The 13524-nt window shown below is 46.1% G+C and carries 10 protein-coding genes; 1 reads left to right on the top strand and 9 read right to left on the bottom strand.

Features of this window, described 5'->3' with window-relative positions; genetic code table 11:
• Positions 1 to 8: 8 nt before the first annotated feature.
• The 6 genes from GXP22_03195 to GXP22_03170 form a co-directional block, all read right to left on the bottom strand.
• Positions 9 to 1199 (bottom strand): hypothetical protein, encoded by a 1191-nt coding sequence (locus tag GXP22_03195; GenBank protein ID NOX08488.1) that lies wholly within the window; start codon positions 1197 to 1199, stop codon positions 9 to 11.
• A 4-nt stretch (positions 1200 to 1203) separates the two neighbouring features.
• Positions 1204 to 2742 carry a VWA domain-containing protein gene (locus tag GXP22_03190; GenBank protein NOX08487.1) on the bottom strand — a complete coding sequence of 513 codons (1539 nt, stop codon included), beginning with the start codon at positions 2740 to 2742 and terminating at the stop codon, positions 1204 to 1206.
• Positions 2743 to 2841: 99 nt separating this feature from the next.
• Positions 2842 to 4641, bottom strand: a complete 1800-nt coding sequence (locus GXP22_03185; protein NOX08486.1) for an ABC transporter ATP-binding protein — start codon at positions 4639 to 4641, stop codon at positions 2842 to 2844.
• A complete protein-coding gene (locus GXP22_03180) occupies positions 4638 to 6059 on the bottom strand; it encodes an ABC transporter permease (GenBank protein ID NOX08485.1) in 1422 nt (473 codons plus the stop codon). Before GXP22_03180 ends, GXP22_03185 begins: the two co-directional genes overlap by 4 nt.
• A complete protein-coding gene (locus GXP22_03175; protein ID NOX08484.1) occupies positions 6053 to 7030 on the bottom strand; it encodes an ABC transporter permease in 978 nt (325 codons plus the stop codon). Before GXP22_03175 ends, GXP22_03180 begins: the two co-directional genes overlap by 7 nt.
• Entirely contained in the window at positions 7027 to 9093 is a 2067-nt protein-coding gene (locus GXP22_03170; protein ID NOX08483.1) for an ABC transporter substrate-binding protein, read from the bottom strand. Before GXP22_03170 ends, GXP22_03175 begins: the two co-directional genes overlap by 4 nt.
• Positions 9094 to 9333: 240 nt before the next feature.
• On the opposite strand from GXP22_03170, the gene GXP22_03165 reads away from it, so the two are divergent.
• Positions 9334 to 10119, top strand: coding sequence for an enoyl-ACP reductase (locus GXP22_03165; GenBank protein ID NOX08482.1), 786 nt, complete (start codon positions 9334 to 9336; stop codon positions 10117 to 10119).
• A 26-nt stretch (positions 10120 to 10145) separates the two neighbouring features.
• On the opposite strand, the gene GXP22_03160 is transcribed toward GXP22_03165, so the two are convergent.
• From GXP22_03160 to GXP22_03150, 3 genes are read right to left on the bottom strand one after another with little or no spacing between them, the layout of a single operon-like run.
• Positions 10146 to 11411, bottom strand: coding sequence for a dicarboxylate/amino acid:cation symporter (locus tag GXP22_03160; protein ID NOX08481.1), 1266 nt, complete (start codon positions 11409 to 11411; stop codon positions 10146 to 10148).
• Positions 11398 to 11547 carry a hypothetical protein gene (locus GXP22_03155; protein ID NOX08480.1) on the bottom strand — a complete coding sequence of 50 codons (150 nt, stop codon included), beginning with the start codon at positions 11545 to 11547 and terminating at the stop codon, positions 11398 to 11400. Before GXP22_03155 ends, GXP22_03160 begins: the two co-directional genes overlap by 14 nt.
• Before the next feature lie 25 nt (positions 11548 to 11572).
• On the bottom strand, positions 11573 to 13489 hold the full coding sequence (locus tag GXP22_03150) for a hypothetical protein (GenBank protein NOX08479.1): 1917 nt from the start codon (positions 13487 to 13489) through the stop codon (positions 11573 to 11575).
• Between the last annotated feature and the right edge of the window lie 35 nt (positions 13490 to 13524).

The raw sequence follows: 13524 nt of genomic DNA, 5'->3' as shown, positions 1-13524 counted from the left end.
GTGTACTTTTATTCGTCCTCACCAATATCCGGCATCTTGCCTGTTGCCGTCATATATTCCGATTTTAATGCCTCAACCTTCTGTTGTAGCTCACCAATAGTGGTATCCTTAATATCAATCATGGACTTCAGACTTTCCATTTTCTTCGATAACGACTCATTCTTGTACTGCAATTCAGAATCATCACCCGCCTCATTATTTGCCAGCAATATTGCCGATAAATTATTACGCAACCGCTCCATCTCACTACGTAACATCGTATTCTCATCTTCCAACACCATAATGCAACCACTCAGCTCTTTATTAGCACGTTGGATATGTCCAATTAAATCTTCCAGCTCTTCTGCTTTGGATGCTTCAAGAGCAAGATCATCCAACAACCCCTTTAACTTACTAATCGTCTCCTGCTGATTTGATACCATGGATTCCATACCACCGATATCTTCCATCACCTCATCATTAGACTTAACTTCCCCTGCCACAGCAACATCTTGCTGCGACCCCGTATCCTGACGCAGACGTTCATTTTCTTCCTCCAGAACCTCAACACAACGGCCTAATTCAATGGCCTGTTTCTCAGCCTGTTCCAGATGTCCCATAAGCTCTTTCATTTCATCCGACAAACCATCTTCCGAGCCCGCTGCTACCGCCAATTTCTCGCGTAGAGCACGCATCACATTCAGTTGATTATCAATAACTGATTTAAAATACTCCAGCTGATCTTCATAGTTTTCCGAACCATCCACTTTTTCCTCATCATCCTTCACGACCGTATTATCCGGTCCTATATCAGATAACTTATTAAAATGAGTAAGCAATAAACGAATCCCTTCCATCAATTTTTCATGGTGAGTATCAGAATCAGACAACCAGTCCTGAGCCGACAATTCCAGTTTGATAAATTCCTGACGTACTTCCAGCAAGGCACGACTATCCATTACATCACCCACCTGACTCTCCGGTAAGCCAGTCATCGTATCCTGCAATTGCTTCAATTCTGAACGCAAACAGTCTTCATAGGATGAATCCAGGGAATCCTTAGGTGTGCTCAGAGATGCCTTTTGTTTTTCAATAATAACCTGTGGTTTTTTATTTTTTTCTTTTTTAAACTTAAACCAAAGAATAATACAACCCGCGAACAAAACCACTAGCAGTTCCAAGGCCAACAAAATACTAATGATATCTAATTGAATCACCATCAATTCATCCTAATTCATCGTCTTCGTCTTCATCTTCGTCTTTATTCTTATCGTCCTCTGCCTGTTTTTTGTTCTTACGTGAACGCCACCACAGGAAGCCCCCAATAAATATTCCGACCACTACATTGGCACCAACAAAGATCATTACGATCAAACCAATATCAATCGCCTTTTTTTCAACCTTATCAGCCACCGGCTCTTCAACCTTAGCCTTAGGTTCGGCTTTAGGCTTAGGTTCGGGCTTAGGTTCGGCCTTGGGCTTGATTTTTGCTACAGGTTCAACAGCAGTCTTATCTTTCGATGGTGCCAATACATTTAAATAAAAAGTTTTTTCACGTTGAAAAGTGGCCGCCTTGGCAACGACTTTAATCTTATGTCTGCCCTCATGGTCAAGCAGTAATTGACCTTGATAACGACCATCGGGTGAATCAGAACGATCAACGCTATCCCATAATTTAATACGATTACTATCCCCTGTGGGTGAAATTACCTCGGCAATAAATTCCGTACCCTGTAACAATGCATCCACCGTAATCACCTTGCCATCTTTAAGCATCCATGCCGAAAGGTCCATCTCTGCACCTAGAGGAATTTCATTTTTCTTAAGATTCGCCTCCAATCCCAGATTAGTGACCACATAGGCCTTGTCATTAATTGAGGAGGATAATATTTTCCAGTCACCTGCCATCGGCTTCTGAATAGTAATCATGTCAAATCGAGGCGATTCAGACCAACGACCCATACGACCAATATTATTGGCTGTTAATTTCTTTCCATTAGGCAGCTCCAGTACAACACTATGCTCGGGACGTCTGCGACTAGCCACAATAGTCACCTCTTCAACAGCAGCATCGACCACAAAGCGCCCGCCTTCCATAGGTAGCATATCCGGCTGTTTGACATTCTCAAAGATCGAACCAAAGACATCATGCAGATCATCAACACCGGCAGCACTATGAAAGACACCGCCACTCTTTTCTGCAATCGCCCGCATCAGCTTTGCATCAGCCTGCCGGGTAAAGGCTATACTAAAGACTTCAACCCCATCCTGCTTCAGACCACTCGCCAGATTATTCATAATATCACGGGTATAACGGCGATCTTTGTCGGCATCACCCACATCCATGCGACCATCAGACATCAAGATCAAAATACGGCGACGACCTTTCTCACTAGCATTCAGTAACATCTTGCGACCAGATACCAGCGCCGCATGCAGATTGGTATAGGCACCCTTTGCCGAGATCTTATCGACCCCCTCAAATAGAATATCCTGATTATATTGACCATAGGCCTGCCGCACATGTACCACAGGATAGGCTTCATCACTAAAACTAATCACACCGGCTCGATCATCTTTACCCAGCAATGATAAAAATAATTTCGCGGCAGGTACTCGCAAACGATCTGGATCAGTGTCTTGCATACTCCCTGAGCTATCCAGCACCAATACAGCATCAATCCCGTCGGTTTGCGCCTGTAACAATGATGGAAGTAGATTCAACAGCAACAATAAACATATCTTTCTGATCAAGGTCATCATATTACCCATTTATATCTATGTATGAATTCATAAGCTTACTATACATACCTAACGGATAATATTGCAAACATTTCGCAACATACTGGAATAAAAACCATTTTAAGGGGCTGCCTGCAACAAGGTTTGTGTATAAGGATGTTGCGGGTGTTGCAGGATATCGCCAGAAAGTCCTTGCTCTACAATGCGCCCCTGATACATAACAGCAATATAATCAGCAAGATAGCTAACCACTGACAAATCATGGCTAATAAACAGATAGGACAATCCCAAATCTTGTTGCAGGGTCTTAAATAGATTAAGAATCTGTGCCTGTACCGATACATCCAGCGCACTGGTTGGTTCATCGCAAATCAACAGGCGTGGATTAACCGCAATCGCCCGGGCAATACTGATTCGTTGTCGTTGTCCCCCGGAAAATTCATGGGGATAACGTTGACCACAGTCTGGTGCTAAACCGACTTGCTCAAGTAATTGACTCACCCGTCTTCTGCGTGCATTAACATCGCGCTCAATTCCCTGCACCAACATCCCTTCCTCAATACACTCCATGACATTCATTCTCGGATTCAATGATGCAAACGGGTCCTGAAATACCATCTGTAATTCCGTCAGATGAGAACGTCCGTCACCTTGTTGCAGATCATGTCCGGCATAAAAGACCGAACCTGCTGTTGCCTGATACAACTGCAGGATAGCCTTGCCTACCGTGGTCTTGCCACAACCGGACTCACCAACCAGAGCCAGGGTCTGCCCGGCGGCTATATTAAAACTGACACCATCTACCGCACGCACATAATCTTTCACCCGATTAAACAAGCCTTTCCTAAGTGGAAAATGAACCTTCAGGTCAACAACCTTGAGTAAGGCCGGTTGTGCCGAAAAACCGGTTCCAACAGTTACCTCCGTGTCCTTGACCGGTATCGATTCTATCTCTTCAGCGTGCCGATGACAGCGCACCATTGCCGAATCCTGCCACAGAGGAATCTGGTCATGGCATATGGGTAACGCATGGGGACATCGATTAACAAAACGACAACCAGAAAACACCTGATCCAATTCAGGAACGAGTCCACTAATAACCGCTAACGGGCTACCTTTTTTCTTTAACGAGGGCAATGACTCAAACAGCATCTGGCTATAAGGGTGACGAGGTTGCTGGAAAAACAGCTGACAGTCCGCCTGTTCCACTATTTGACCGGCATACATCACTGCCACCCGGTCTGCCACTTGAACGACAACCCCAAGGTCGTGTGTAATCAACAAGATGGCCATACCTGTCTGTTGTTGCAGTTCCTTGAGTAAGCTCAAGACTTGCGCCTGTATCGTGACATCCAGCGCCGTTGTCGGTTCATCAGCAATCAATAACTCAGGATCACCCACCAATGCCATGGCAATCATTGCGCGTTGCTTCATACCACCTGATAACTGATGTGGATAGCTATCATAGGTGCGTTCACTATCACTAATACCCACCTTGATTAACAACGCCTGCACCCGCTCACGTACAGCCTGCCCACTAAGATCCGAATGAATTCGTACACTCTCGGCAATCTGCTGACCAATGGTCTGCACCGGGTTCAGCGAGGTCATTGGCTCCTGAAAGATCATGGCAATCCGGGCACCACGCAGACGACGCATATCGCTCTCTGACAGAGACAGGATATCCAGCCCGCCCAAACTGATCTTACCCTGTGTAATCTGACCAACCGGTGTCGGCAAGAGTCGCATCAGCGATAATGCAGTCATGGACTTGCCACAACCGGATTCCCCAAGGATAGCCAGGGTCTCACCCCGGTGAATCTCAAGATCAATACCATCCACCACACGCAAGCGTTTATCCTCAAGCAACAGACTCGTATGCAGATCCTGCACCTGCAATAGCAAGGATGTATTAGTCATCGATCACCCCCGGACATCATAGTGCGAGGATCAAATGCATCACGCACCACATCGGCAAACAGATTAGCCGACAACACCAGCACAAACATCGAGATAAAGGCGGCCATCAACGACCACCAGACCACCGGCTCCCGCGCCATCTCCAGACGCGCACTATTAATCATATTGCCCCAACTAAAGGTAGTAGGATCAACCCCGATCCCGATGTAGGAAAGCACCGCCTCCGCCAACACCAGACCACTAAAATCAAGCACCACAGTGATCAGGATAATATGCATCACATTGGGCAGGATATGACGCAGGATAATACGCACATGAGAGACACCAAAACAGCGTGCTGCCTGGATATACTCCATCTCACGTAGCTTCAACACCTCTCCGCGTAACATACGACATAGTCCCGTCCAACTGGTAATCCCCAATATCAGACACAAAAACAATAGACGCATATCGGCACGTTCTGCCATGGTCTCAAAGGCCTCGGGATTTTTATCCATATAGATCTGTAGCATCAATACCGATGCCGCAATTAACAATACCCCTGGAACAGAATTCAGGGTGGTATACAAATACTGTATCAAATCATCAATCCAGCCGCGAAAGTAACCCGCCATGGCACCCAGAATTATCGCAAAGGGCAGCATTACCAGAGTCGTCAGGGTACCAATCACCAGACCTGTGCGCACACTCTTGATGGTTTGATACAACACGTCCTGACCGACCTTGTCGGTACCCAGGATATGATACAGTGATGAGAGATCTGTAATCATAAACAACAACATAAAAAACACCAGCAATGCCAGTGCCAGTGAACGCCAGGGATACAGGCCTTTGCCCCGGATCATCATAGACAAGACTCCAGTCAAAGAGTTTGAGCCTCTAGCACTCATCCAGCTCGCCAATAACAGGATAAAGGCAGCACTAAACACGACACCTTTCACTAACAATAATCCCAGCCGGGTCTTCAGATCCGCACCTCGATCCTGTGCCGGATCATCCAGGTGCGCACCACCATATTTCAAGCGGGGATAGATACGTTGTTGCACACCCGCTACTAATAGAGTTTCCCGCACATAAGCATGGGTCGCAAAGGGCGCAGAATAAGTGCGCTCCTGCGCATTACGCAGCGAGGTTAATATAACATCCAGTACACTCAACACCTCCACTGAATAATGCACCTCACGACTATGCTCGGCAGCAGCTAAAGATGTCCTGAAATGCATGGAGTCAAGCACTGCAACCAATAAATAGGTGAGCAAGACAAGCAGCGATACAGCACCAATAGGTCGCCGTAATATCTGTTGCCAACGCTGGCGCAAGGGAGGCGTATGCCACACATGGAAAACATAAATTGACAAAAAAACCAATAAAACACCCAACAGGATATCAGTCCATAGAAATACCGGGGTAATCATGATAAACGAATCCTGGGGTCGGCAATGGTATATGAAATATCAGTTAGCAATAAGCCAAAGATATAAAGCACGGAGCCAAGAAAGACCATTGCCCTGACAATGGCAAAATCCTGGCTACTAATGGCATCAATGGTATAACTACCTAACCCTGGAATACCAAAAAATGATTCTGTAATAAGACTTCCCATAAATAACAACGGCAAAACAGCAACAACACCTGTCAGGATTGGGATCAGTGCATTACGCAGGACATGACGGAATAGCACCCGAATTTCGGAGACTCCCTTAGCGCGTGCCGTGCGCACATAATCCTTGTTAATCTCCTCCAGAAACAGTGTTCGATACCACCGTGTACTCCCGCCAATACCGCTAACCACGCCGATAATCACCGGTAACACAAGAAAACGCATCGCATCCCAGCCGCCTTCATAACCCGAGATCGGCACCAGCTTAAACAACTTACCGATCATAAACTGGCCAAACATAATATAAAAAAGACCCGAAATCGACATCAGGATTACGCATAGAATAACGGCACCAAGATCCAGATAAGTCCCTCGGAAAAAACTGATCAACAAGGCAAAGGTCACATTAACCAACAGACCAACCAGTAATACCGGGATGGCTATGGCAAGACTGGGCCACATCCGTTGCTTGATATCACTGCCAATATCCCTGCCCGCATCCGAACGCCCGAAATGTCCACTAAACAGGCGCATGGATTTTTGAAAGAATATGGTATCGGTCAACTGCTCAAGTCCGACCGAACGCTCATTGTAAAAGAGCGGTTTATTATAACCTCGTTCTTCCTTCCAGCTAACAATCAACTCCGGGCTAACTCGCTTCATACCGAGATGCATACGCGCCATATCATCCGGTGTGTTCACCACAAAAAACAAGGCAAAGGTCAGGATATTAATCCCTAACAGGATCGGTACGGCATACAGGATACGACGCAAGATATAAGCGGTCATTTCATCCCCTTGCTGACAGACATCTGTTCACGTCTACGATAAAGAACCACGGCAGGCAGGACCAATAAAATAAGCAGTAATAACATCAACAACAGTGGCCAAATCACCGGTTTATTCCACTGCTGCCGCATCTGCGTCCTGAGGTCTGAATCAATTTTTTTATACTTCAGGGTATTATTCGCCATCAAGTTTGTTTTGGCATTACCATACCAGGCATGATGCAGACTGAACTGACGCGGGTTAACGCCCCATATCCACGGTGCATCCCGTTGTACAATAGAGATCATCTGATCAATGATCTGTTGCCGTTTGGTGCTATTGTCCATCGTCTTCATCTGCAAAAACAAGCGGTCAAACGCCGGGTTACGATAATTGGCTGCATTCTCACCATTCATAGCCACCTTGGCATTCTCGCCATAAAGCAGAAACAGAAAGTTTTCAGGGTCCGGGTAATCGGCATTCCAGCCCCACTGAAAGATCTGCGCAGTCCCTTTACGCATCTTCTCCTGGAAGCGATTATAATCGGTGTTACGAATAATCAGCTGGATGTCGATACTGGAAAATTGTTTACGCAACCAGTCCATACGTGCCCGATCATCCACTCCACCACCCGTGCTATCCAGATACAATAACAGCGGTTTACCTGTCATCTCATTCCTGCCCTGTGGATAACCCGCCTCAACCATAAGACGTTTTGCCTGCACAATCGATTTACGCTCAGCCTGCCCTTGCCGCCAATCATAAACATAGGGATTCATACCCTCCTCACCCTGTCGAAAACCAAAGATACCCGGAGGGATCGGTCCCTGTGCCGAAATACCACGACCATTCATAAAGATAGAAATATATTCCTCATAATTAATGGCTATGGAGATCGCCTGACGTAGTTTACGTGCCTTATCACTATCGCCACCCACAATCGAATCCAGCATATTAAAACCCATGTAATAGATTGAACTTGCCACTGCTGTCTGCAGGACAATACCTTGCTCCCGCATCTCATCACTCAAGGTCATATTGCCACTACTGGCTAATTGAATTGCCTGGTCAAAACTGTCTGAACTAATCGCCGAGACATCATAATAACCTTGCAGAAACTTACTCCAGTACGGAATATTTTCCTTCTCCAGACTAAAGATCACCTTATCCATAAAGGGCAGGGCCTTGCCTGCATCCTGCAACAGACCAGCAGCAACATCCTCAACCGACCCTTCCTGCGGATAGCTTTCATGTTTGAAATTCGGGTTTTTCTCCAGCACCATCTGACGATTCGGATTATTCACCGTCAACATAAAAGGCCCGGTACCCACCGGATACCAGTCAAAATTAATATTCTTCTCAATCAAACCTTGCTGTGCATAAAAACGATCAGCTTCCCACGGGATCGGGGCGAAAAAAGGCATTGCCAACCAGTATAATAATTGCGGATATTCGCCATACACCTTGATGCGAAAAGTATAACGATCAAGCACCTGAACACCGATCAGATCAATCGTGCGATAATCAAAAAAATCACCGCTAGATGTCTTTGCATGACCCACACGATCTTTCTTAATCTGTGCCGAGGTCTCCTTCAACCCCACAATATAGTCCTGCATTAGCCCCAATACCGGAGAATGCAGACTAACATCAGCCATACGCTTGATCTGATAGACATAATCTTCCGCAATCAACTCCCGGCTGGCGGTTTCCTGAAAATCAGATAATTGACTGATTGATGGCAATACATCCGGCTGGATCGGATGGTATAAAAAACCACCCTGGTTTCGTACAAATGCTGGATGCGGTTGATAATAAACACCCTGTTTTATATGAATATCATAAATAGAATAGGCAATCTCAGCGGCTGTCTCATCCGATCCATCCAGAATATTGTTATCCTGATCCAGATAAACTGGCACTGGCATGGAGCTTGCCGCCAATGGTACCAATTGATAAGGCCTTTTCAGATAATGATATTGCAAGGGCGGCTCATAGATCTGGGCTATAAAGGCATACTCATTTGAACTATAAGAGCGCACCGGATCAAGATGTTTGGGACGTTCACTAAAGGAGGAATACATCACATTATCCGTAGCTTGACGGGTAGGATAGGGGTTATTCCACACCCCGATATCACAGGCAGATAGCTGCAATAGTAATAAAAAACCAGAAATAAAACGCAACAAGACAATTCCCACTTAAATACGGCAGGTCAAGACTTGCATGAAATGGATAAAATATCCACAATAAAAACTTATCGCACCCGAATTAATCGTAGCGTATAATTTTGAGCTTGAATAATTATTATCAAGGTAAAGACTATGGGCTTTTTAGATGGAAAACGGGCACTCATCGTAGGTCTGGCAAGCACTCGTTCAATTGCATGGGGTATTGCACAAGCAATGCGTCGAGAAGGTGCCGAACTCGCCTTTACCTATCAAAATGACAAGCTAGCAGGACGTGTTGAGAAGATGGCTGCCGAATGTGACTCGGATATCGTCATTCCCTGTGATGTCAGTAGTGATGAACAAATCACCAACGTGTTTGAACAACTGGATAATTACTGGGATTCCCTCGATATCATTATTCACTCCGTTGCCTTTGCCCCGCGCGAAATGCTCGAAGGTGAATACCTCGACAACCTGACACGGGAAGGATTCCATACCGCTCACGACATCAGTTCCTACAGCCTCGCTGCTCTAGCCAAGGCTGGACGCAACATGATGCAAGGGCGCAAGGGTTCTATCATCACCCTAAGTTACCTCGGCGCAGAACGTGCCTTGCAAAACTACAATATCATGGGTGTTGCCAAGGCGAGTCTGGAGGCCAATGTGCGCTACCTTGCCTTCAACCTTGGCCCTGAGGATATCCGTGTCAACGCCATCTCAGCAGGTCCAATCCGCACCCTGGCAGCATCGGGTATTAGTAATTTTAGAAAACTACTTGCATACGGTGAAAAGAATTCACCCCTGCGTAGAAATGTCACTATTGATGAGGTCGGTAATACCGCTGCATTCCTCGCCTCCGACCTTTCATCCGGTGTCACCGGTGAGGTTATCTATGTTGATGGCGGTTACCATATTGTAGGGTCCGGACGTATCGAATAAGAGGTATACGGTGCGTGGTACGCACCCTACCGTTTTAGAATATCCTGCTCACCTTCCAGCTTTCCGACCACTACCGCACCACAAGAATCGCTGAACACATTAACACTGGTTCTGCACATATCCAGCACACGATCAACGGCAAGGATGATACCAACCGCCTCGGCAGGCAAACCAATTGAGGTTAGAATAATCGTAATCGCCACCAGACTAGCCGCCGGAATACCGGCAACACCAATGGATGTCAGTAACGCAATCAACACAATAGAAAATTGTTCGGCAAAGCCCAGATCAAGCCCATAGGCCTGAGCCAGAAACAATGCGGCTACACATTCATACAGAGCGGTACCATCCATATTAACCGTTGCCCCCAGCGGCAATACAAAGCTACTGGTGCGATTAGATACTCCAGCACGCTTTTCCACACAATCCATAGTAATCGGTAAGGTTGATGAGGACGATGCGGTAGAAAATGCGGTTAACAATGCCGGTGCCATCGCCTGATAATGTGGTAAGGGATTGACCCTGGCAACAAACAATAGAATCAAAGGTAAGGCAATGGCAAAGTGGACAAATAATGCCCCCAATGTTGTCAGGAAGAACAACAATAAGGGTTTTATCGCAGCCAACCCCGTCACCGCAACCACCTTAGCCACCAGAGCAAACACACCCAGCGGTGCAAAAGACATCACCCACTCGGTGATCTTCATCATTACTGCGAAGATCGCCTCCCAGAATGTCGCCAGAACCCCATGATGTTCCTTTGTCACCCGGGTCATAAAATATCCGAATAACAGGCTAAAAAATATCAGCCCCAACATCTGCCCTTGTGCAGCCGCATCAACAATATTAACCGGCACCATACGCAAAAAGACATCAACTACATCCGCAATACCCCGACCTTCTACCCGGGACACCACCTCGTCTGCCGCCTGATTAAGACCAATCAACTCATGCGCTGGTTCACCATCGACAATACCCGGCTCAATCAGATTAACCATGCTCAAACCAATCAGGATCGCAATTAGACTGGTAGCCGCATAATAGGTCAAGGTCTTGCCACCCAAGCGCCCCAGAGAGCCACCACCCAAACGCGCAACACCACTGATAATAGAAGACATGATCAACGGCACAATCAACATCTTCAAGGCATTCATAAACAAGGTGCCAATAAAATCGTAGACCTGATAAAAACGGAGACCGAACACAGCCGCATCCTTACCACTCAAGCTCCCCGCAACCACAGCAAGAACCAGAGCAATAATAATCTGCCAATGAAGTTTAAGTTTTAACATCGCCACCAATACACCAAGCTAACTCAAGAGACATGGGTTGCTCCTTTATATCAGAGACCCTTGCCCGCATGGACGCGGGCATGGAGCCACCAGGGATGGTTTTACGGCGAGTCTCTGATATAAAGGAGCAATCCATGTCTCGTATCCAGAGAACGAGCCTCTTATAATTTACCCAAATTCAAATTAACATCCGCCTTATCACGCAAACCCTTCATAAACGACTCATACTCACTATTCGCATACAACTGCTCAAGCTTCTGACGAAAGCCTTTACGCGCAGGATCATCCAGTGTCAGTGCGTCACCTTCCTCTACATCCAGTAACTGCACCAGGGCATAATCACCCGCAGACAACACCACACCATCAACCAATGCGGCACTATTCTCATCCACCGACATCTGGAATGCAGCTTGAATAATGGCACGATCATAAGTGCTATCCGTACGATTAATCACACTACTCTTTTTCAATTCAAGATCCAGCTCCTGCGCCAATACCGCCAGGGTTTCACCCTCTCTGACACGAGCAAGCAAGGCCTCACCACGAGCACGTAATGCCTTCCCTGCCTTACTATTATGGATAGCCACGCTGATATCTTCACGAACCTGATCAAGCGGTTTAACTGAAGCAGCCTCATGTTGAAGCACCCGCAGCACAACAACATGATCAGGCGACAACTCAACCACCTCACTATTATTAGACAGATCCAGCACATCATGACTAAACGCAGCAGTAAGAACTTCTGGATTCCCGCTAATACCCTGACCATCACCCTGTCGAGTAATCCAGTCGGTATTAATGACTGTCAAACCCAGTGCCTCTGCCGCCACCTCCAGGTTGTCAGGTGACTCATAACTCAGATTTGCCAGCAGGTCTGATTGATCAACAAATAATTTTCCAGCCTTATCCGTACGATAATTCCTGATAATCTCGTCACGCACCTCAGCCAGTGGCTTGACCTTTTCTTCCTGAATAGCAGTCAATTGAATAATATGGAAACCAAAGGTCGTCTGCACCAGATCGCTCACATCCCCTTCTTTCAGGGAAAACACCACATCATCGAATGATGCTTCCATCAAGCCTTTTTCAAATAAACCAAGATCTCCGCCTTGCTGGGCAGATCCGGGGTCATCAGAAAACTCTTTTGCTAATACAGCAAAATCCTCACCCTGATTAATCCGCTCAAGAACAGACTGCGCTTTCTTTCTAGCTGAGGCTAACGCCTCATCACCTGCATCAGAGGATACCTGCATTAAAATATGACGTGCCTGTCGTTGTTCCGGCTTAACAAAGGAATCACTTTGTTCCTCATATAAGGTAAGAACCTCATCTTCTCCAGGGATTTCAACCTGTTTTATTAGCTTATTAACATCCAGCTCAATATAGGCCAGCTGCACACGTTCTGGATTCATATAATCCTGCTTATGATCCGTGTAAAAAAGCAATATTTCCTGATCAGAAACATCAATATCCTTATTCACTGCTGCCAGTGGCAACTGTATATACTGCAATGAACGTTGCTGGCTCTGTATCGCCAATAGTTCAGTCACATCACGTTCGGTAATAATGACAGGCAACTCAATAGAACCTCTAATCTGATTTAACAAAATAGAACGTCTCATGTAATACTCAAACTGAGAAGGTGACATCCCCTGTATCGTTAATGAATTACGATAACGTTCAGAAGAGAATACACCGTCTTCCTGAAAATCAGGAATGCGCTGAATATGTACAGCAAGCAACTGATCCCCCACAGAAAAACCCATCTTCATTGCGGCCTGCACAAGAATCTCATCATCAACCAGACGATTAAGCACCTGTGCCTTAAACGCCTTGCTTTCCAACAAAGCAGGGGTCGCTCTTGCACCCATTAGTTGACGCATACGTTGTTTCTGTTGCTGATATGAACGTTGATATTCATATATAGAAATATCAACATCATTCACCTGCGCGGCATAAAAACTGGCATCGTCATCCAGATAAGAGCTAACTCCACCTAAAACAAATATCGCTGAAATCAGACCAACAATAACCCATGCAAACCAGCCTGTGACCCGATCACGAATAACCTGCAACATAACAAATCTCTCTTATTAATTTTTTTGACACGCAA

It is taken from the genome of Gammaproteobacteria bacterium (assembly GCA_013151035.1).
Classification (GTDB): Bacteria; Pseudomonadota; Gammaproteobacteria; order JAADJB01; family JAADJB01; genus JAADJB01.
The sequence above is the reverse complement of the archived record's forward strand: the minus strand, read 5'-3'. Positions and strand labels throughout refer to the sequence as shown.

What these genes read in the sequence shown, in the direction of transcription:
- GXP22_03195 (NOX08488.1), bottom strand. Translation starts at nt 1,199, where the DNA reads ATGGTGATTCAATTAGATATCATTAGTATTTTGTTGGCCTTGGAACTG.
- GXP22_03190 (NOX08487.1), bottom strand. Translation starts at nt 2,742, where the DNA reads ATGATGACCTTGATCAGAAAGATATGTTTATTGTTGCTGTTGAATCTA.
- GXP22_03185 (NOX08486.1), bottom strand. Translation starts at nt 4,641, where the DNA reads ATGACTAATACATCCTTGCTATTGCAGGTGCAGGATCTGCATACGAGT.
- GXP22_03175 (NOX08484.1), bottom strand. Translation starts at nt 7,030, where the DNA reads ATGACCGCTTATATCTTGCGTCGTATCCTGTATGCCGTACCGATCCTG.
- GXP22_03170 (NOX08483.1), bottom strand. Translation starts at nt 9,093, where the DNA reads ATGTATTCCTCCTTTAGTGAACGTCCCAAACATCTTGATCCGGTGCGC.
- GXP22_03165 (NOX08482.1), top strand. Translation starts at nt 9,334, where the DNA reads ATGGGCTTTTTAGATGGAAAACGGGCACTCATCGTAGGTCTGGCAAGC.
- GXP22_03160 (NOX08481.1), bottom strand. Translation starts at nt 11,411, where the DNA reads ATGTTAAAACTTAAACTTCATTGGCAGATTATTATTGCTCTGGTTCTT.
- GXP22_03155 (NOX08480.1), bottom strand. Translation starts at nt 11,547, where the DNA reads ATGGATTGCTCCTTTATATCAGAGACTCGCCGTAAAACCATCCCTGGT.
- GXP22_03150 (NOX08479.1), bottom strand. Translation starts at nt 13,489, where the DNA reads ATGTTGCAGGTTATTCGTGATCGGGTCACAGGCTGGTTTGCATGGGTT.